Consider the following 21,708-nt stretch of genomic DNA (forward strand, 5'->3'; position numbering starts at 1 on the left):
TGGTTTGCATACTCGTAGAACATTCTGATGCTTACTGTTGGTTTTGTTGTTATTATTGTGAATGTTCCATCTCCATTGTTAACTGCATCTTTCCAACTGCCTTCATAGTAAGTTACATTACTTGCTGGTATTTGGTTACCCAAACTGTTTTTTAGGTTTACAACAAGATTTGGATTTGCTGGCGGTTCCGGTAATCTGTCTAAAATGTAATGTGCATTCCAGTAGAGAAATTTCCATCCTTCTATTGTTACAAAGCGCGGGTCTGCGTTAAGTGAGTCCTTATAAACATTATCTACTAAATCCTGAAATGCTTTTACCTGAACTCTGCACACGAGTGAATCTCCTGCTTGTAAGTTTGTTTTGGCGGTGGTTAAAATATTTTTTAGTTCGTTGGAGAAAGTTATATCGCCGAGCCAGGTGTAGTTAAGCACACTATCTACTTGCAGCTTTAGATATTCAATTTGATCAATTATTGTAATACTTGAATCAGTATTAATGCTCAATGGTTTGAAATCATAAATAAACCAAATAATATCATCTTTAATATTTGCTGAACTTTCAGTCTGATACCAACTTTTCAAAAAATTAATCCAGTACGGTTGTAAATAAACTTTTGGATATATACCCGATTCAATACTCGGATAAAAAGGTATATAATAGGCACGTAAGTTTTCGTCAGGTTCTAATGGAATAGCCCACATACTCCTTCTCGGTTGGTTAATGGGATCAAATTTATATAAATCAATAAAGAGACTTTGTCTATCCCAACCACTCAATTCCTGAAATTTCTGATCTAATAGTTCAACAGTCAAATCACGATCAATCCAATAAAGAGAATATGTATAATTTGATAGTTCATTTGCATTTGTTGAATTTACGATAGCTTCGCTTAGTAAAGAAATCACTTCACTTCTGTATTGTGGATTATTAGCATAAGTCCTTAAACCCTGAAGTGAATAAACTCTATAATTTGAATCCAAAAAAGCATTTTTTATCAAATCAAAATTATTATAGATGCCAGCCTCAGATAAATACCTGTCAGCAATAATTTTGTCAACTATATAGTTCATCGAATCAATCGCCGATTGCAATGCAACTATAGCTGACTGATCTCCAAGGTAACCCTTTATAATTATGTCTGTAACAAATTTCTGGAATTTCATTGTGTAAATAGGTGTTGATTTATCAGTAATTGGAATTGTGTTTAAATTACTTTGTAACCACTGAAGTTCAGAGTCTTTATGATAATAAGCTAAATAAAAAGCAGCTATTTCATAATCAATTTGTGATGAATATTCATTTAATATTACTGATTTTAGATATTCTATAGAAGTATCTTTGGAAGTCATTGTTATTTGAATGTTCCAAAGTGATTGTGAATAAATATTACCAAAACATATAAAAATTATTAAGATTAGTATTGATTTCATGGATTTCCTCTATCTAATTAATTCCGAGACAATTGAGTTTTGTAGGGTCATACCAAGACTGCATTTTAGCCCAACTTAAAATTCTAGAGCGAATTTCTTGATATGTCTGTTTTGCCACTTGGTCCGCATTTAGTTCAGATTTAAACTGTAAAATAAATGGAAAGGGAAATGCACTAATACAGCCTACAAATTCAGACCCGTTCCTTTGTTTAATGTTTGCACCAGTAATAATATCATAACTGAACAAAAATTCTTTTAAAGCTTGGACCATTGTAATATTATTAACATAAGAACTATTTAGTGCATTCTCCGGACAATTATAATCTGCTTTCAATCTATAGTAAATATTTATCAAATCAGGGAATGTTTTTTCATTTAAGTATTTTTTAACTTCTTCAATTATATCATTATAATGTTTTTCTTCGTGTGCCCTTATCCCTGAGCTAAAAAGATACTTTACAGGATGAACTTCACAAGGGTGAGCATAGGGACTGTTAATCATCCAATCTATATCAGATAATACTCTCTTTAAATCGAGGCAATTGTTGATATTAGAGGAAAGAAGAGTTAAATCATTACCATCCTTTAAATCAATAAAATTATTATTTGAGATAACGGAACTACAAATATCAGCAAATATTGGGACTCTGACATTTTTAACTTTGAATCGCCATTTAGAATCATTAGGATCACGTTCATCGAGGCACGCTTCTACAACAATATCTTCCGATAATTTGTAAACTATTGTTGGTGTACTTTGTGAATAAGTACCGATTTCATCCATCAAGTATGTTAATCCCACATCGGTCTTGGGATCACCTTCACTGCATCCTTCTCCTGCATCTGTATTTTTAGGTGTTTTTGTTACAGGATCGATCCAACTCCAGGGAGCGTTTGAAATAAGTTTTTCAATTTTTCCAACTCCAGGATCATCAAATTTCTGAGGTTCAAAGCTATCACAAACCACAATCTCCTCATCACAACTATCCTCTTTCACCACCACATTACCGTAACCTTCAAGAGTTTCACCAAAATCTATCCAATCACTTTGTATTGGTTCTTTATTATGCACATTTATACTATCTATTTTATTTGTTTCATTTTGTTTCGTATTATTTCCTGTTAATGATGTTGAGATGTTTCCTGTTTCGGTTATTACTTTTATTTCTATTTTCGCTGAGTCAACATCAATACTATCATTTGCAACAATTCTAAATCTATTTGGAATCCCTGTTAATGAACTACCTGAATTACCTGTAAGCGAATCAAGTAAAAATCCGTAACTACTTCCTTCTATTATCCATACATCAAAAGATTGATCTGATGGAAATTCTTCTGTTCCATAATCGGTTCTCCTTTTAACTGTTACGATTGCAGTATCTCCCGGAGCAATTATTTTTGGTTCTGTCTCGACAATCAAATCAAATAACGCTGGTTTTATTTTCACACTATCATATTCAACTAAGCCGTTTCCTTCTATCATAATTACACCAAGTGTATCCAGCGTATCACGCAGTGGTTTATTATATAAGAGCTTGATATTATTTAGATCACTTAATATTGTTTGAGTTGAACTGCCAAGAGTATCTTCTGTTTGATTTTGAAAAAATGTTAGATATTGTGAACCTTGAATGATCGAAAGATTTAGTGAATCGGTTAATGATACTACGTTTGAAGATGAACAGCTATTTGACGGATTTGTATAAAGATTATATTTATTCTTATACTCAACTGGATAGTTATTAGTATTAATTTTGAAGTCAAGAAAATCCACCAAGAAAACATAAATTGTTTGTTCATAATATCTTGTTACTGTCCAGGTATAATCCAAACCAGACATTGCTTCAATTAACCCAGAATGTAATAGTTCGTCATCGAAATAAATACTATAGTTAACATCAACTGATTGATATGCACCATAGAAACCGGTAAGAGTAACTCTTAAAGTATAGTAATATGAATTAACATTCTGGATATTTAATATTGATGAGCCTGTTGGCCAACCAAAAACAAACCCCGTAGCACCAACCACTTGATCACAATTATTAGTTAGTTGGGTGTTCACTTGCAGGTTAGCATTCCAGAAGTGTCCATTCGCTTGTACTTCTTGGGCATCCCAGTTAACTTCAACACTCATACTATGGCTGTTTGAATTAGGATTATCTGGAACAATTACACTTTGCGGATTTATCTCCACTTTTTCTTTGATTATTACTTGGGCGTTAATGTGAGACGAGAAAATAAAAACGAAAAACGTAAAAGCGAGAAGCGAGAAGCGAGAAACGAGAAACGAGAAACGAGAAACGAGAAACGAGAAACGAAAGCTATTGCTTTTTGTGTGCTTGTCAAGTGATTTTTTTTCTAAACTTTTTCCCATAAAGTTTTACTCCACTGGTTAAAGCTGATTGATCTTTTTTCTTTGGAATTTTATCCGCAGTGCTTGGAGGTTTTTATTCCCGCTGATAACCTAAAATTATTTTTCCCTTTTGTCAATAGCTGTTGTTAATTATTTTAGTTGCGCGTAGTTAAGTGTTGACTTTCCTTGGTGGGCTTAGTGGTTAAATGTCGTTTTTTATACCAAAGGACAAAGGTTTTTACAAAGATTACCGGCTTTTAGTTTATCTCAACAACATCATCTTTTTTGTTGATATAAATGAACCAGCCTGCAAACGATAGATATAAACTCCGCTTGCAAGGTTTGATGCATCCCAGCTTACTTCATAATATCCCGGCTCTTGTTTTTCGTTTACAAGTGTTGCTGCTTCACTGCCGAGTATGCCATAAACTTTTAAGCTAACATCTGAGAGGCTGGATACCTGATACCGGATTCTGGTTGTTGGATTAAATGGATTTGGATAGTTCTGATTTAGATTATGCTCACTTGGTAAACCAGATTTTTACATCGACTTCAATTTCATCAGAATAATTAAAAACACCATTAAAATCTATTTGCTTTAATCTATAAAAGTATTTGTTTGAAGAAGTGTTACCAATTGAATCAATAAAAGTATATTTATTAGTTTCAGTTGTTGTACCGCTACCTTTAACAAATCCAATAGGAGTCCAATTGATTTTATCTATTCTTCTTTCTATTACAAATCCAGAATTATTTAATTCAGAAGCTGTTGTCCAATTAAGAATAACTTTATCAAAATTACATTTACCTGTAAAAGAAATTAATTCGACTGGAATAGGCCCACCACCTCCATTTTCCGTAGATAAGATAATTCCATTATTACCGGTTATCCAGCCATTATTCTTATCAAACATATTTAAACCATAAAAGCTGTCGTCTGAGATTGGACTATACTGTGCATACCAATTTATTCCGCTATTTGTAGTATGCAGAATAGCACCTGTAAAACCAACTGCCCAGCCGGTTGAATCATCAATAAAATCAACATCTCTTAAATGCTGCAAAGTCCCTGAATTTTGTAACATCCAGGTAAGTCCACCATTATTAGTTTTCAAAATACAACCATTTTCACCGACTGCCCAGCCAACTAAGTTATTTATAAACTCAATATCAAAAATTTTTGAGTAATTGCCTGTATAATAATACTGCCAGGTTAAGCCTCCATCTAGTGTTTTTTTTATATAGCCTGAAGAACCATCTCCGCACCAGCCAACATTTGGGTTAATAAAATAAACAGCCCAAGTCCATTCAAAGGAGATAAAAGATTCCTGCCAGATATTTCCTCCATTAAGTGTTCTTAGAAAAATACCCGCACTACCGACAGCCCATCCAAAACTTTCATTTATAAATTGAATTCGATGTAATGTATTATCATCAGAATAATATTGGAAATACCAATTTATACCACCATCTGTAGTTGCTATAATGTAACCGGATTGGTAAGGATTATAAGTATAAATTGTTGCCCATCCTTTTAATGAATCAATAAAATAAATTGAATGCACATTGTATTTAAGACCAATTGAACAGTCCAGCCAATCTAAACCGCCATTTGTTGTTTTGACGATACATCCTTCATCGCCGCCAGCCCATCCTAAGTTCTGGTCAAGGAAAAAAACTGTAAGAAATCTTTGGTTAGTTCCGGAATTCTGCAGCACCCACTGTGAGTTAGCAGATGAAAAGAAGAATAGTAAAAACAAAATGAATATTATTAATGATCTCATTTGATTTCTCTCATTGTAAATCAATTTTTGAAGCAGACCCTTTGTTAAACTAGATTAAATTAAATTTAATATCAACTATTACAAACTTACTTTAGTATATTTCTAATCAATAAGTATATTTTTTTTGGTAATCTTGAACAAGAAACTTAGATTTTGTTTTATTCCATACTTGTATTTCAAAGAAAAGATTTACTGGTTAAAAGCCAATAAAGACAATTTAATTGGAAAAGACTTCTACCATTTTGGAAAAACAATAGCCAGGAAACTGTTGGCTAAGGCAGTCATTTCTCCAAAACTACTTTTTAATCCCGTTTCTATTGTTCGATATTTTGAATTTGATTTTGCTTTAAAAAACCTGACCAAATATTCTCTTTCAAATAAGAAGGTTCTTGATATATCTTCACCATACCTTTTTGGTTTTTATTGTGCTTCTAATTTCGATACAGATTATACATATCTAAATCCGGATACAAATGATTTAAATCTCGTAAAAAAATACTCACAGAAAATATTAAACAAACACAATTTTAAAACAGGAACTGGTGATGCTGCCAAATTAAATTATGCAAATAATTCTTTTGATGCAGTAATATCTATTAGTGTAATTGAACATATTGACAACAATGGCGATATGACTGCTATTAAGGAAATGATGCGAATCCTTAAAAAAGATGGGATTCTGATTTTAACTTTTCCTGTTTCAAAATCATTTGTAATAGAGTATTCTGAGAGCGATACTTACGGATTAAAAGTTAATCAGATTAATGATAAATATTTCTTTCAAAGAGTTTATGATGAGAAATCTATAAAAGAAAGATTGTTAAATAATATTCAGGACTTCACTATTTTAGAGCAGCAGATTTTTGGTGAAATAGAACAAGGTTTTTACAGCAAATATTCTGACCGATGGAAAAAGAAAGGATTATTGGAAACAGTTAAAGATCCCTATTACATCTCGAAATTTTTTGATTACTTGGTTTCCTTTAATGAAATAAAAGAATCCGCAGTTTTAGGAATAGCACTTAGGAAAGATAAATGAGTTTTAAATATCCGGTATATCAACCCTCGCTTGGCAACAAAGAAAAAGAGAATGTGTTAGAATGCCTTAATTCGACCTGGATTTCTTCAAAAGGTAAATTTATTACACAGTTTGAAAACTCCTTTTCAGATTACATAGGAATTAAACACTCTGCGGCAGTTTGCAATGGAACTGTTGCTATTCACCTCGCACTTTTAGCATTGGGAATTGGTGAGAATGACGAAGTGATTGTTCCTTCTTTTACTTATATAGCTTCTGTAAATGCAATTAAATATACGGGTGCAAAACCCGTTTTTGTAGATTCTGATTTAACAACTTGGCAGCTTGATCCAGCAAAGATCGAGGAAAAAATTACAAAGAATACTAAAGCTATAATGGCTGTTCATCTTTATGGGCAGCCTTGTGAAATGGATATTATTATAAATATAGCAGCAAAGCAAAAGTTATTTATTATTGAGGATTGTGCAGAAGCTTTTGGAAGTTTATATAAAGGCAGACACGTTGGCTCTATCGGTGATATCTCTACATTTAGTTTCTTTGGAAATAAAACTATCACTACTGGTGAAGGCGGGATGGTCGTTACAAATAATCAATCATTGATTGAAAAAGTAATACATCTTAAAGGACAGGGTTTAGCAAAAAACCGGGAATATTATCACGATATAATTGGTTATAATTACAGAATGACAAATATCTGTGCAGCAATCGGCTTAGCTCAATTAGAACGAGCAGATGAACTTATTAAAAAGAAAATACAAATTGCAAAATGGTATGAAGAAAAATTGAAGAACTTGCCGGTAATTTTCCATTCTCAAATTGGAAATGTCAGGCACTCATTCTGGATGATTTCTATCTTATTAAATAATTCCTCAGAGAGAGATAAAGTAAGAGAATATCTTAGATCAAATGAGATAGAAACCCGTCCAACTTTTCATCCTGTTCATCTAATGCCTATGTATTTTGTAAGAGAATTTTCTCTTCCGGTTGCTGAAGAACTTGGAAGCCGTGGAATAAACCTTCCAAGTTATCCTGATCTTAATGAAAACGATGTTGACTACATTTGTAATATGATTAAAAGATTTTTCAAATGATTCCATCAGAAGTTGAAATAAGAAAAATTAACATAGCTCAGTCAAAGGAACTATCTGACTTACTTTTACAATCTGATAGAGAATATTCTAAGTATTTTATTCCGTTTGAATTTGATATTGAAAGTGTTTCAAAAGTATTGGAAAAAGCGGTTAAAGATATGTATTACGGAATTTATGTTAATAGTATTCTTGTTGGTTTTTATATGCTTCGTGGATGGGATGCCGGTTATGGCATTCCCTCTTATGGAGTCTGGATTGCAGAGAACTTTTCTTCAAAAGGATTATCAAAATTAACACTTCATCATGCAATTTCGATTTGCAGAATCAATAAAGTAAAAAAACTGATGTTAAAGGTTCATCCTGATAATATTATTGCAAAAAAGATATATGAAGATTTTGGATTTACTTTTAGTGGTGTAGATGAAAAAATTGGACATCTTGTTTACTACAAAAATATAAAGTAGATGCGAATAGGTTTTTACATACATCACTCAATGCTTAAAGCTGGTGGAATTTTTACATACTCTATTGGAATACTGAGACTGCTACTTAAATCTGATGAGATAAAATCAATTGTATTATTTACCTCACCCGAAGTTAAAAAAAATCTGACTGAGTTTGATAATAAAAGCAAGATTGAATTCAGTATCCTGAATAGAAACTCTTTTTTTACCAAAATTAGATTTGCATTATCTTATTTTTTATTTGATACATACACGGTTTACAACAAATACTCCTCTGGAAATAAGTTCCTGAACTTTCTAAAAAAATTCTCAATAAGTATAAATCCGTATAATTCACTTTTAAAAAAATCCGGGATCTCATTATTTCATGTTCCAATTCAGTATTCACCGATTTATGGAACGAAGATTCCTGTAATTATTACAATGCATGATCTTCAGGAATTTCATTTTCCGGGAAACTTCTGCTCTGCTGAGAGAATACACAGAGCGATAAACAACCATAAAGCAATGTATGAAACAGATAAAATAATAGTTTCCTTTGAGCATATAAAAAAAGACATAATAAATTTTTACAAAGTCCCTGAGAATAAAATTAATGTATGTCCCCCGCCGTTTTCCGAAAATTGGTTTACAACAAAAAAGGAAACTGATTGGCAATCGCTAGAAAAGAAATATTCTATCTCCAAAAAATATTTGCTCTACCCCGCTGCAACATGGTCTCATAAAAATCATATTAGATTATTAGAAGCTGTAAGGATTGTCAATGAAAGGATTCCTGATATAAAATTAATCTGCACAGGTAACAAAACTGATTATTTCTCTGTTATTGAAAAGAAGATTTATGAGCTAAAGCTTGAAAAGTTTGTTAAGTTTTTAGGAATAGTTCCTGAAGAGGATTTGATTGGATTATACAAAAACACATCTCTTGTTGTTATTCCAACATTATACGAAGCTGGAAGCGGACCTCTTTATGAAGCAATGAGATATGAGGTTCCTGTAATCTGTGCAAATACCACTTCACTTCCCGAAACAATTGCCGATAAACGGTTTATTTTTAATCCAGACGATGAAGTATCATTGAGCAATCTAATTGTCGAAATGATTTCTAACAAAGAATTATTCCAAGAAAATTTGATTAATTCAAGAAATCGGATGATTGAACTTAGTAAAATTGACTATTTCAAAAATTTTAGAAGAATTTATAATCATTTTATTAAGTGATTAAATGCTTTTTTATATCCATTTATTACAGTATTTATATTTACTTCATTTTCTATGACTTTTACAGATTGTCTTCCAAATTCCTTAATCATATTTTCATCTGATAATAATATGGTTAGTTTACTCAGTAAGTCTTCATAATTGCCATTTGAAAAAATAAATCCATTCTTTCCATTTTTCACAAGTTTGCGCTCTGTTCCATCGCAAATCGAACAAATCACTGGTTTACCATATGTCATCGCTTCATTTATTGAGAGACCACCCATGCCACCTAAAACATATACACCACTAGCGAGAAAATATTTCGCTAGTAGAATTGAGTCATAAATTGATCCAACAAATTTTACTTTATTAAGAATATCCAACTCTTTAACTAACAACTTTAGTTTCTCATTTTCTGGGCCATCCCCGATTATAATTAGTTCAATTTGTGGAAAACTATTTCTTAAATCGTTAACTGCTCTAATTAGAAAATCTACTCTTTTCCATTTTACTAATCTTCCTACATGAATCAATCTTTGATAATTGTAAGTTAGAATTGGTTCCGAAGAGAGTGCTTGGTTTTTAACGACCTTAAGCAATTCAGTATCAGGTGAATTATATGATACAAATATTTTTTCTTTAGATACGCCAAATGTTTTTAATAATTTGTATGAATCTTCAGTATAAGTGATTATTCCATCTGCAATCCTATAATAAATTGACCGAATAATTGCTATAAAAAAATTAGAAATTTTTCTTTTAAATGATTTATCAATTAATTCAAGATTTTCATTTATAAATTCTGTGGACTTAAATTTTATAGCATCATAAAAGGGCTGAACCTGAAAGGGAATTTCTTTGAAAAGTATTTTTATTTTGTTTTTTTTTATATGAAATGTTAAAAACAGATTAAACACTAGTTCCAAAACAAATGGCCAACCAAGAACAATAATATTAGGCTTCTCTTTTTCCAATATTAATTTAAAATTCTGAAAAAAAGTTTTATTATAATATCTCTTAACCTCCTTTTCGAAATACATTTTAAAATTAGCTCCACTTTCGGTTAGATATACGCCAGCACCAACATTACTTGATAATTGACCAGCAGATATAGTAATAACTTCAACATTTTCAAGATTATTTATTTTATTTAAAATAGGAATAACATAATGTGTTAAACCATTTAATAAAAAAAGAACTTTCATAGCATTAAATTTCAAGACAATTATTGTATTTATAAAATACAGATGTACAATTATTATGTGGCGTTACTGGTGATATCCCTATAAAATCGATTTTCTTAAATCCTCTATCTTTCAAATGATTAATACCCTCCAGATATTTAGGCAAATCCGCATTATCAAAAATTATTACTCCATCTTCAGTTAAAGAATCTAATGAACATTTAATACAGTTAACTCTATCCCGTCCATCAATAATAATTAAATTAAATTTTGTATTCTCTGCATTAACAGACCGGCAATATTCTCCATTATAATCTAATCCTTTAAAAATAATATGAGCATTTTGGGGCAGTTTAGATGATATAAAGTTAAACCATTCTTTATCGCTTTTAACAGCAACTATATTTTTCACCCGGTTTGAGTACCAAAGTGTTGAATTTCCACTTCCAAACTCAAATACAGTAAAATTCTTTTTCAACCTTGGTTCAATAAATTTGATAAATGAATAGGTGCACCAAGGTATAGGCTTATTATTAATATCAACTGATTGTTTTGTGTTAAAACTTTTGAACCAGCCATCTTCGAGTAAACCACCTGTAAGCATTAGTTGGATGGCTCCTCCAAGATTTAGCTTGATTAATAATTTCCAAACAATATTTTTAATCCTCCTGATCATTTAATCCTTATTAAATATATCAATGTTGTTGTTTTTTTTTTGAGCCCATTCAGATGGATTTTTCCATTTTACAATTATAGATTTTAAAGTGTTAATCTCATTAGTATGATAAAATTTTGTTAAATACAAAATCAATGGGAATAATAGAACTAGCACTAATTTAAAAGTTAAGTTTATCAATAATAATTCTATCTGAGTGACATAATTTATAAATAATAAAATACTACTGATTAAAAAAAGTAAAAGTAAACGTAATACTTCGAAATTTATTTTATAATATTTATTAGACATGATAAATGAGAAAAAGTAAAGGAATATAAACGCAATCAAAGTGTTAACTGCTGCACCCATTATCCCATATATTGGAATGAAAATAAAATTGAGTATAATATTCAAAACGGCAGATACTATTGTTATGATTGCTATGTATGTTGTCTTGGATGTCAGATACATTCCTAATGATGAGATTAAACTCATTCCGAAAAACACATAAGCAAACAAAATTACAGGAACAACTTCATAAGCCGGCAGATAAGAACCGCTGCCGGAAAATAGTTCAATTATTTCTTTACTGAAAATTGACAGTGCCAAAGCTCCCCAAACAAGGAAATATGAAGCATAAGTCATAATCTTCACGTAGTAATCTTTATCTCCCGGCTGCTGATAAACTTTATAAGCAACCGGCAATAAGGTTAAAGAAAGAGGCATTATCATAAACATATTTAATATACCTGCTACACGATAACCTAATTCATATAATCCAAGTGCTTCCTCTGAGTCCAGAAATTTTATTAAAAACCGGTCACTAATGTTTAATAATGTCATTGATAAAGCACTGAATATTAAAGGTAATCCGAACTTTAATGAAGCAGTTAAAATGTTTTTTTCAAATCTATACTCCATTAACTTTAACATAAACGGAGTTAAGATAATTAGTGTTACTATTTCAGAAATTAACTGACCATATAAAACACCATTAATACCGAGTTCAAGCGAGGTTACTAAATAAACAGTTGCAGCTATAAGCACAAATAACTTAATAAGACTTATAACCGTAAACGAGACTGATTTTTCATCAGCCCTTAGTTTATTTTGAAATACATTAGTAATAATTGATACTACAACTATGTAGATTGCAATTCTGAGGGATGAATAATAGTCATTATAATTTCCTAAAATCTTTGCTAACCATGGGGCACCAAATTCTCCAATTACAATAAAAACAAGTGCAGAAAATATTACAAACAAGGTGAGAGTAAAGAGAATAGATTTTTTTTTATCTATGTATTCAATCTGATTATTGAATTTTAATATTGACTGGTTTTGACCAAGGACAACAATCTGAATCATAATTGTAATTATAGCAAGGACAAGCCCAAGCCTTCCGAATTCTTCTACAGTAAAATAACTCGTGTATATAGGAAGTAAAATTATACCGGATGCTTTTGTAGCAACATTACTGATACTATAAATAAAAGAATGTTTTAAGAAGTATTTAAATTTGTCAAGCATTAAAGAGCTAATTCATTTATTGAGAGTCTGTAAAATAATTTGTGTAAATGAGTTTTATTGTTAAAGAACATTTATTAATCTCTCATCAAAAATAATTGATAAATGTGATAATGCAACAGTCCAGTTTTGCACCGGCATAATAGTCCACTTTTTAGAGATATCTCTGTAAACTAAGAAAAGCATTTTTTTCAGTGCATCATCATTAGGAAAAATGCTTCTTTGTTTTGTAACCTTTCTAAACTGACGATGCACAGCCTCAACTGCATTGGTAGTGTAAATGATTTTTCTAATTTCATCAGGGTATTTGAAAAACGTAGAAGCGTGCTGCCAGTTCTGCCTCCAGGTTCTGATTGATAAAGAATATTTCTTTCCCCAGTTTTCTTCAAATCTGTCGAGAGCAATAAGAGCAGCTTCTTCAGTTGGTGCTGAATAAACTAATCGAAGTTCTTTCATAAATGACTTCTGATCTCTGCTTGCAATGTATCTAAGTGTATTCCTGATTAAGTGAATGATACAAAGTTGTATTTCTGTTCCAGGGAAAACCGTATTGATTGCCTCTGGAAAACCTTTCAATCCATCAACACAAGCAATCAGAATATCCTGGAGACCCCGGTTCTTTAATTCAGTTAAAACACTAAGCCAGAAGTTAGAACCTTCAGCTTCACTTACCCACAAGCCCAGTAGATCCTTTCTACCGGTAATATCAAGCGCCAGGCAAGTGTAAGCTGCTTTATTAGTTACCTTTCCTTCGCTGGTTACTTTGTAATGAATGGCATCAAAAAAGACTATTGGGTAAACTGATTCAAGTGGTCGATTGTGCCACTGTTTTGCCAGATCGATTATTTTATCAGTTATTTGGGATACAAGTGTTGCACTTATATCCAGACCGTAGAATTCTTGTACGTGTGATTGTATATCTCTTGTGGTCATTCCTTTTGCATACATTGAGATAATTTTATCTTCAATTGGTCCAAGAGTTCTCTCATACTTTTTTACTATAACCGGCTCAAATGAACCATTGCGATCTCTGGGTACTGTAAGTTCTATTTCTCCGTAGTCATTCTTTAGAGTCTTGTGGGTTTTACCATTGCGGCTGTTACCGGTGTTCTTTCCTGCGGGTGAGTATTTTTCATACCCGAGGTGTTCGGTAAGTTCTGCATCAAGTATTCCTTCAAGGGAGGCTTTAATGATTTTCTTGATAGCTCCGTTTTCTCCCATCAAGTCTTGATAGGTCTTTGCTGTTTTTAGATCGGCTTTAAGCTGCTCGATCATTTCGGGAGTTAGTTCCATTGTGTAAATCTCCTTTTGGCTAATAGTTAAATGTAATTAGTTTTTTAGCAAATGAAAACCCCGAAGGATTTTCGCCAAGTTAAGTGCTGTTCCGCGGAGTTTATCCCGATGAATATCGGGGCTACACAGCACTTAACTAATTTCTTACTTTAACCATTTACACAGAATTATTTACACTCCCACTAAGTGACTTTATACCACTATAAATGGATTAAACTATAAAATTATATCTTGTAGCTTTAGAATAATGTAAAAGTCATCCTCGTATAAGTAAGACTTAAATAATTTAATATTTTCTTGTATTTTATATTTTTCAAGTAATAAATGAGTAACGTTATATTTTTTAATTAAAGTACTTATTACACATGTGTTTAGCGTACTATCACAATTAACGATTTTATCTGCAAGTATTACTCTACTATACCATTCAACTAATTCTTCGGATTTATATGGGTGGGATTTAAAGTCGATAAATACTGGAACCCCTGTTTCTAATCTAAAATTTTCCATTTGAAGCGGAACAACATACTGGTCATAAATTTGCCTGTTTTGCCTAACAAAATTAAATACTTTATCAGTTATGTAGCTTGTATGTGTATTAGCGTAGATCTTATAATTTTTAATACCTAAAATACTGAACAAAAAGATTAAAGATATCATTGGAAAAATCAAATAGGATTTTGTATTAGCAGAAAGGTAATTTTCCAATAACCCAAATGTCAAATTATACATAAGTATTATTGAAAGAAGAGGCATTAAAATCACTGAAATTCTCCACGGGAATAGCAGTCCAAGCTCAATAGAATTAGTGATTAGCTGAATAATAGATAAAATTATTAGCAATACCACAGGAATAATTAGTATTATTTTGAACTTTCTATTTTTAATAAAAAAAATAGATAATACAAGTAATAAATATTTGAGAGTTGATTCGATATTCAACCAGTAAACAATATTTGCATGGTGAGGAATTCTGTAATTATATAAAATCTTTTTTGCATCAACACCCGTAGATTCTAAGGGAAGATAAAATGACATATAAAAAATTATTACCGGTACCATTAAAAAAATAAAAATAAATATTATCTTATAAAGATTTTTGTATTTATGTAATATTAAATACACGCAATAACTCGTAAAAAATATTAAAACTGAAAGAAGATAGGAGGCGTGAAAATATACAGTAATAATTAAAAATATTATTGATAATCTAATTTTTCTTTTAATGAAAAAATACAGTGAGATAAAAATAAAAACACCAAAAATAGACGGTTCAAAACTCTTTCCGATAAGATATTGACCGGCAACACCATCTGTAAAAAAAGATGTAAGATAGAAGTTTAAATACTTAGTTGCTAATAATGTTAATTCATTAGAATAGAGGAAGATTATTATTAGATACACAAAAAGTTTCGAGTAGAAACTAGTTAGATTTAAGATATTTATAATTATTCCAAATAAAGTCCAAAAGTATACTACAAGGACAAGATAATACATAACAACGAAACTAATTTTCCCACCAATTGGGTAAAGAACTTTAACTAAATAACTAAAAACGGGGAAAGGATCTTTTGTTTTGGCTAGCCAATCATTTCCCAAATTGCCAAAATCTATAGAGGCTAGTCCGTGAATGAAATAAGTATTCTGATTTGCATAAAACAAAGGTTTTGGGGGTGTAGTAGATATAACCAAACCAAAAGTTAAAAAAATAACAATAGCAAAATTTTTTGAGTAGATTAGTATTGTTTTCTTAATATCTATTTTTTTGTCTATATCCAATAAATTTTACTCTTTTACCAGACTTTTTCTTCTCAAATTAAACCCGACAGAAACAAACAATCCGAGTACTACAAGTGAACTTAATATTAATGACAGGTTTTTTGCAATTACAAACGATTCAGGTAAATACTCGAAGTGAATCTTGTGTTCGCCAGCCGGAACTACTATCCCTCTAAAATCATGATTGGTTCTGTATATCATTGTTTCTCTCCCATCAATGTATGCTTTCCAGCCGGTAGAGATTTTAAATATTTTGTAATCAGCTTCACCTGAGATATATGTATCACCTAAAAACAAAAAATTATTTCCGCTTGCATTAACTTTTAAGTAAATGTTCTCATTATCATACTTTTCAATATTCACAAAAGCAGTGCTGTCAGGTCTATCAATCTTAAGATCAGCGTTTTCAACAAATGCAACTTCCTTTGGATCAAACTGATCATTTTTTACGTTATTAAGTATTTCAATTGCTGTTGCCTTTTGCACCGAATTAACAAAATATGCTCGAGGTAAAACGTTTTGATTAAGATAAACAAAATCTTTTTCACCGGAATAAACAGGGACTAATCCCTCGTATTTATAAGGTTTATCAAATACCACATATTTTGTATTTGTCATTCTCCAAAAAGTCTGATTTGCCGGGCTTCCGAGCACATCCATATAATCCTGATACGCTCTTGGTTTGATTCCGGAGTAGCCATATAAATCCTGAGTTAAAAAGTAAGCATTAAAATTTGAGTTTTGATTAACAGAACCAAGTGAGCCATCCTGTTTAAGATTAATAATTCTGAAAACTGATTTATCATTCAGTGATTGAATTGCGGAGATATAAGCCGGCTTATCAAATAATTGTTCCTGATTCTGAGCTTCTGTATATGTTTCTCCGCGGTTATTAATTCTTATTATGTCAATGAGGCTTAATACTACAATTATAACTATCATCAAATCTTTGCTTACAGCAGATTTCAAATAAGCATAGATCAAACCAAAAGCTGCTGCTGAAAAGAAAAATGCTAATCTCAGATCACCTAAAAACATATCCGCCATAAAATCATGTATCTGTTGAAGTCTTGTCCCTTTTTCTCCAGCAGCATTGATATGACTGATAAACCAGCTTTTAATTGGTGAAGAAAGGAGAATAGTCAGAACAAATATCCCGGTTAACACATAAAAAACATTTCTGATAATGTTAGAATATTTTTTATCATTTTGATTTTTCAACTCAATTACTCTTGCTATTCCAAGTCCCGCCAGTATTGGAAAACTAAGCTGAACCAGTATCAATATCATCGAAGGAACTCTGAATTTATCAAAGAACGGGAAATAATGGAACATCAAATCATAGGCAATCGGAAAGGTGCTTCCGAAAGAAATCAAAGCAGCAATAACAGCTAAGATAGTCAGATATCTTACAAGCGGGTCATTCCAATTAATTATAATAGAAAATATTGCAAGAAAGAAAATTATTACTCCCATATATTGAGCAACATCAACAAATGGCATCTGACCGAAATAAGTATTTACTTCAACATCCTTATTCTGAGATAACGGTCCATTATAAACTGCTTTACCAAATCCATAGTAAGACGGCACAATCCAGGTTAATATTTCACCGGGTGAGAATGACCAGTTTGTTGCATATTCATAAAAACCAGTTTCTGTTTTGGGTATGGTTCCTGTTTGTTTATCAACAATACTTTCTGTGCCGCGTGTTGAATATGGAGTGTACTCAAAAACCTGAGTTAAATTATCAGACTGAATACCTAATCCAACAACAACTGCCAGTAAAAATATTGCGGCAGATTTTACCAACTGTTTTACAAGAATCTTATCTTTTGATTTTAATGCCCTGGCAAAGAAATAAAGAAAATAAATTAGGACTGCAAAAAAGATGTAAAATATAATCTGCACGTGCCAGCCCAAATACATAATCGGAATAAAAAACAACAAGAGCATAACATCTAAGAATTTTATTTTTTTCTGGAAGTTTAACAGAAGTAATAGAATAACCGGGAAAACAAATATCGCAGTAAGTTTAGTAACATGCCCGATGAACAGAAACACAACTATTCCAGTACTAAACGATACTGCTAAAGCTGAGAACAAACTTATTAGTTTATCTTTTGTTCTATTTAACATAAAGAAATACATTGTGTAAGCTAGTGCAATCAGATAGAATGTCCATTTAGCATAATCAACTGTAAACGGAGCGCTGAAAATATTTCTGATAAAATTTATGACTACATAAATTAAATTAAACCATTTATAACCTGTTGCTAAGGCATACGCCGGCATTCCACAAAAAATATTCGGATTCCAGAGTGTGTATCCGCCCTGATGATTTTCTATATATGGCTTTACACTTAAGCTTGTTAAAATATCACCTGACTGAAATGTTTTTCCTCCAAAATAAAGCGGTGCATAAAAGATCAGAAAAACCAGAAGAATTATTATTAAAAAAGTTAATGTCTGAAATTTAATCGGGATAATTTTATCGAGTGAAAAACTGTTTAGAAAATTATCCTGATGTTCTTTTTTAGTCTTTACGATTTTTTTTGTCTTTGTCATTCAATCTCCGTTTGAGATATTTAATAAACTACTTTGCTGCTATAAAATTAATTCCGGATCCTACTTTGTTATTTGATTTATAATCAATCCACATCATTATAAAAGTGAACGGAAACGTTAGTAAGTAATATAATGGCAGAATGATCAAAAATAACTTTGAAAGATTGACCATTAGTATAGGATATTTAATACCGAGTCTCCAGGCTTTATCTCCCCAAAATCCGTATGTGTATTTGGATTGATAAGTTGCAAATCCAGCCGGATGAAGTTTCGCTTCAAGTTCTTCTTTTGAGTAACCGTCACGTGCGTGTTCGCCAATAAAGCTTTCATCATCATCATCGTGAACATCGCTGCCTCCGTATATTGAAGGTGTGTTTATGATTAAGTATCCATTTTTTTTAAGTGCGGTATAAAAGTTTTCAAACACTTTTCTGTCATCTTCAATATGCTCCATTACATCAACACAGACTATTAAATCAAATTTATCCGTATGATTTATTACTGTTAGATCTTCAATACCAAAAGAAACATTTTCAATTTTCTGACTTTTGAAAAAATTTATACAGTCGTTAATCCAGTCCTCTTTTACATCAACCGAATAGATTTCGCAAGGCTGAAGAGCCTTAGACATAAAATAAGAATACTGCCCATAGCCTGAGCCAGCATCATAAATGCTTATTTTTTTACTGCCGAATAATTTTCTGAGATTTTTTAATTCTCTTCTAACATACCACGAACGTAAGAACATTAAATCAAGTATCTTATAAAAGATGATTCTTAAAAATGGAAATTTCTTAATAATAGTTGCAAAAATATTTTTTACCGGATCGTATTTCATTTTATAAATTCAGTATAGGATAGTATAAATTTAAAAATTATGAGTTAATTAAATTAAAAATTCCATTTACAAAATTTTTCCACGAATACTGTTCAGCAATTTTAGAAATATTATTTGAAAATTCATTTTCTTTATTCTCAGTATAAAACTTAATTATTGCGTCAGCTAACTGACTGGGATTTTCCGGTTCTACAATATAGCCGGTTTGGTTATTCTTAATTACCTCACCCAGACCGCCAACACTTGCGGCAATAACTGGTTTATCAAAATTAACAGCTATCTGAACAATGCCGCTTTGTGTTGCACTTTTGTAAGGAAGAATTACAACATCAGCAGCAGAAAAATAATATTTAACTTCCTCTGTAGAAATAAAATCTGAAAACAAAATCACATCGTCTTGCAAATTTAGCTTTTCAATTAGTCCTGTATATTTTTTTTCATCATCGTAAAATTCTCCAGCCACAATCAACTTTATTTTGATTTTTTCTTTAACAAAAACTAGTGCTTCAATAAGAACATCCAAGCCTTTATAATCCCGAATAAAACCGAAGAATAAAACATACTTTGCATCAGTAAGTTTAAGCTTACTCAGCGCTTTTTCTTTACTAACCTTTTCACCGAATCTTGAATACACCGGATGCGGAAGAACTTTGCATTTTGGTTGTTTAACAAACTTCTCAAGATCTTTTTTTACTTCTTCAGAAAGAGTGATAAAGAAATCCATTTTGTTCAAAAAAGATTTGGTTAATAGTTTATCGCCGGGTCTTTTTTCGTGTGGAATAATATTATGGCATAAAGCAAGTAATTTTGCTCTAGTTTCTTTCATTAAACTTTTTGCAATTGAACTATAACAAAGAGCAAAAAATGGCAGCCAATATGCAAAGATTACCAACTCAGGATTAAGCTTAATAATTTTTTTAGCAGTTTCTTTCCAGGATATCGGATTAATGGAATCAATAATTATTTCAGCCGGAATTTTATCAACATCTTCGCCGTTTTCAAATTGTGATTTTCCGGGGAAAAAAATTGCCGGATATTGTCTTTTAAAAGTAAGAACATCCACGTGATTAGTAATTATTAATTCCTTGTAAAGCTGGGCAGTAAAATTAGCAATACCGCCTCTCAAAGGATAAGCCGGTGATACAATTACGATTTTCATTTTACAGATGTTACGGAGGGATGGATTGTTAATTGAACTTTAGTTTCGGTCTTTAATAACATATTCCCTTTCACTTTGGTTTTGATGGACCATCATTTCACCAAGCAATCCTACAGAAAAAAACTGAACACCAACTATAATCAACAACATACCAAGGAACAGCATCGGTCGGTTGCTTAAGGCTTTACCGGATAACCACTCGATTGTTAAATAACCATTAACAATCAAACCTATAAAAAAAGCCACTGCTCCCAAAAATCCGAAAAAGTGCATTGGTCGTTTTATATATCTGCTTACAAAGGTAACTGTAATTAAATCAATAAAACCTTTAAAGAATCTCGAGATACCAAATTTAGTTTTTCCATATCTGCGTTTATGATGTTTAACAGGAATTTCAGTAACAGTAAAGCCCTGCCATTTAGCGAGTACAGGTACATATCGGTGAAGCTCGCCGTAAACATTTAAATTTTGTACAACTTCTCTGCGATAAGCTTTTAATCCACAATTAAAATCATGAATTTTAATTCCGCTGAATAATCTTGTAATAAAATTGAAGAAGCGCGACGAATATTTTTTTATAAACGGATCAAATCTTTCTTTCTTCCAGCCTGAACAAAGATCATAACCTTCATCAAGTTTCTTTAAGAGATTTGGAACTTCAAAAGGATCATCCTGCAGATCTGCATCCATTGTAATAATTACATCGCCGGTAGCAGTTTTAAATCCGACCTGCAAAGCTGCGGATTTACCATAATTTTTTCTAAAGCTAATATATTTTAATCGTGTATCAGTTTTACCAGCATCTTTAATTACCTGTAAAGATTTATCAGTACTTCCATCATCTACAAAAATAACTTCATAAGGTTTATTTAATGTTTTGATTGCTTTTCTAATTTCATTGATAAGCGGCTGAATAGATTCCTCTTCATTAAAAAGCGGTACAACAATAGAAATTTTCTGAAAACTTACTTTTACAGGCTGGGCTGCTTGATCGCTGGATGAAGTCTGAGGTTTATAATATCTCTTTTTAGGATAATATCTTCTGCCGCCTTTGCGGTATTTATTAGGAGTCTGCCCGGTACTGCTCTTTTCACTCTGAACCGGTTTATTTTGATCGCTTTCTGCCACATTTACCTTTGTTAATTTCACTTCAAAATTAACCGAATAATACGGAAAAAACAATTTGTGTACTTATAAATCATCTCTTAAAGGATATTATTTCTTTGGGCTAAATAAAGGTTATGCTTAATAAATTATAATTGCAGAAAAAAATTTCAGACAGAAATTATCAGACTGCTTTGAATTAATATAAAGTAAAGAATGCAATCTGAATCC

Annotated in this window: 16 protein-coding genes and 1 pseudogene; 4 read left to right on the plus strand and 13 right to left on the minus strand. The window is 31.5% G+C overall.

Annotation, left to right across the window (positions count from 1 at the left end):
• The 4 genes and pseudogenes from ROY99_00005 to ROY99_00020 form a co-directional block, all read right to left on the minus strand.
• A partial coding sequence (locus tag ROY99_00005; protein ID MDT3694737.1) for a hypothetical protein occupies positions 1-1,430 on the minus strand: 1,430 nt, incomplete at its 3' end.
• A 13-nt stretch (positions 1,431-1,443) separates the two neighbouring features.
• Complete coding sequence (locus tag ROY99_00010; GenBank protein ID MDT3694738.1) at positions 1,444-3,627, minus strand: hypothetical protein; 2,184 nt, start codon at positions 3,625-3,627, stop codon at positions 1,444-1,446.
• 421 nt (positions 3,628-4,048) lie between these two features.
• Positions 4,049-4,276, minus strand: a pseudogene (locus ROY99_00015) (T9SS type A sorting domain-containing protein).
• 31 nt (positions 4,277-4,307) lie between these two features.
• Positions 4,308-5,570 carry a YCF48-related protein gene (locus tag ROY99_00020; protein ID MDT3694739.1) on the minus strand — a complete coding sequence of 421 codons (1,263 nt, stop codon included), beginning with the start codon at positions 5,568-5,570 and terminating at the stop codon, positions 4,308-4,310.
• Positions 5,571-5,703: 133 nt separating this feature from the next.
• On the opposite strand from ROY99_00020, the gene ROY99_00025 reads away from it, so the two are divergent.
• Genes ROY99_00025 through ROY99_00040 form a run of 4 tightly spaced genes read left to right on the plus strand, consistent with a single transcriptional unit; the run spans position 5,704 to position 9,385 of the window.
• Positions 5,704-6,609 (plus strand): class I SAM-dependent methyltransferase, encoded by a 906-nt coding sequence (locus ROY99_00025; protein MDT3694740.1) that lies wholly within the window; start codon positions 5,704-5,706, stop codon positions 6,607-6,609.
• On the plus strand, positions 6,606-7,700 hold the full coding sequence (locus ROY99_00030; GenBank protein MDT3694741.1) for a DegT/DnrJ/EryC1/StrS family aminotransferase: 1,095 nt from the start codon (positions 6,606-6,608) through the stop codon (positions 7,698-7,700). Before ROY99_00025 ends, ROY99_00030 begins: the two co-directional genes overlap by 4 nt.
• Positions 7,697-8,164, plus strand: coding sequence for a GNAT family N-acetyltransferase (locus tag ROY99_00035; GenBank protein MDT3694742.1), 468 nt, complete (start codon positions 7,697-7,699; stop codon positions 8,162-8,164). The genes ROY99_00030 and ROY99_00035 overlap by 4 nt, the downstream gene beginning before the upstream one ends.
• The gene (locus ROY99_00040) at positions 8,165-9,385 is read left to right on the plus strand and encodes a glycosyltransferase family 1 protein (GenBank protein ID MDT3694743.1); all 1,221 of its coding nucleotides are present in this window, start codon (positions 8,165-8,167) and stop codon (positions 9,383-9,385) included. It abuts the gene before it with no gap.
• Here ROY99_00040 and ROY99_00045 read toward each other — a convergent pair.
• From ROY99_00045 to ROY99_00085, 9 genes are all read right to left on the minus strand, one after another.
• Positions 9,370-10,572 (minus strand): glycosyltransferase, encoded by a 1,203-nt coding sequence (locus ROY99_00045; protein ID MDT3694744.1) that lies wholly within the window; start codon positions 10,570-10,572, stop codon positions 9,370-9,372. The two genes, ROY99_00040 and ROY99_00045, sit on opposite strands and share 16 nt — an antisense overlap.
• A 4-nt stretch (positions 10,573-10,576) precedes the next feature.
• Positions 10,577-11,227: a hypothetical protein gene (locus tag ROY99_00050; GenBank protein MDT3694745.1), complete on the minus strand. Its 651-nt coding sequence runs from the start codon at positions 11,225-11,227 to the stop codon at positions 10,577-10,579.
• On the minus strand, positions 11,228-12,739 hold the full coding sequence (locus tag ROY99_00055; protein MDT3694746.1) for an oligosaccharide flippase family protein: 1,512 nt from the start codon (positions 12,737-12,739) through the stop codon (positions 11,228-11,230).
• A 60-nt stretch (positions 12,740-12,799) separates the two neighbouring features.
• Complete coding sequence (locus tag ROY99_00060) at positions 12,800-14,011, minus strand: IS256 family transposase (GenBank protein MDT3694747.1); 1,212 nt, start codon at positions 14,009-14,011, stop codon at positions 12,800-12,802.
• Positions 14,012-14,245: 234 nt separating this feature from the next.
• On the minus strand, positions 14,246-15,808 hold the full coding sequence (locus ROY99_00065) for a DUF6798 domain-containing protein (GenBank protein ID MDT3694748.1): 1,563 nt from the start codon (positions 15,806-15,808) through the stop codon (positions 14,246-14,248).
• A 6-nt stretch (positions 15,809-15,814) separates the two neighbouring features.
• Positions 15,815-18,376, minus strand: a complete 2,562-nt coding sequence (locus ROY99_00070) for a YfhO family protein (GenBank protein MDT3694749.1) — start codon at positions 18,374-18,376, stop codon at positions 15,815-15,817.
• Between the two features lie 28 nt (positions 18,377-18,404).
• On the minus strand, positions 18,405-19,214 hold the full coding sequence (locus tag ROY99_00075; protein ID MDT3694750.1) for a methyltransferase domain-containing protein: 810 nt from the start codon (positions 19,212-19,214) through the stop codon (positions 18,405-18,407).
• 37 nt (positions 19,215-19,251) lie between these two features.
• Positions 19,252-20,373, minus strand: coding sequence for a glycosyltransferase (locus ROY99_00080; protein ID MDT3694751.1), 1,122 nt, complete (start codon positions 20,371-20,373; stop codon positions 19,252-19,254).
• A 39-nt stretch (positions 20,374-20,412) separates the two neighbouring features.
• Positions 20,413-21,501, minus strand: coding sequence for a glycosyltransferase family 2 protein (locus ROY99_00085; protein MDT3694752.1), 1,089 nt, complete (start codon positions 21,499-21,501; stop codon positions 20,413-20,415).
• Positions 21,502-21,708 lie beyond the last annotated feature (207 nt).

This window comes from Ignavibacterium sp. (assembly GCA_032027145.1).
GTDB lineage: Bacteria > Bacteroidota > Ignavibacteria > Ignavibacteriales > Ignavibacteriaceae > IGN3.

Coding starts and splice junctions, on each gene's coding strand:
- ROY99_00040 (MDT3694743.1), top strand. CDS start 8,165: ATGCGAATAGGTTTTTACATACATCACTCAATGCTTAAAGCTGGTGGA.
- ROY99_00020 (MDT3694739.1), bottom strand. CDS start 5,570: ATGAGATCATTAATAATATTCATTTTGTTTTTACTATTCTTCTTTTCA.
- ROY99_00075 (MDT3694750.1), bottom strand. CDS start 19,214: ATGAAATACGATCCGGTAAAAAATATTTTTGCAACTATTATTAAGAAA.
- ROY99_00080 (MDT3694751.1), bottom strand. CDS start 20,373: ATGAAAATCGTAATTGTATCACCGGCTTATCCTTTGAGAGGCGGTATT.
- ROY99_00050 (MDT3694745.1), bottom strand. CDS start 11,227: ATGATCAGGAGGATTAAAAATATTGTTTGGAAATTATTAATCAAGCTA.
- ROY99_00070 (MDT3694749.1), bottom strand. CDS start 18,376: ATGACAAAGACAAAAAAAATCGTAAAGACTAAAAAAGAACATCAGGAT.
- ROY99_00035 (MDT3694742.1), top strand. CDS start 7,697: ATGATTCCATCAGAAGTTGAAATAAGAAAAATTAACATAGCTCAGTCA.
- ROY99_00030 (MDT3694741.1), top strand. CDS start 6,606: ATGAGTTTTAAATATCCGGTATATCAACCCTCGCTTGGCAACAAAGAA.
- ROY99_00055 (MDT3694746.1), bottom strand. CDS start 12,739: ATGCTTGACAAATTTAAATACTTCTTAAAACATTCTTTTATTTATAGT.
- ROY99_00060 (MDT3694747.1), bottom strand. CDS start 14,011: ATGATCGAGCAGCTTAAAGCCGATCTAAAAACAGCAAAGACCTATCAA.
- ROY99_00045 (MDT3694744.1), bottom strand. CDS start 10,572: ATGAAAGTTCTTTTTTTATTAAATGGTTTAACACATTATGTTATTCCT.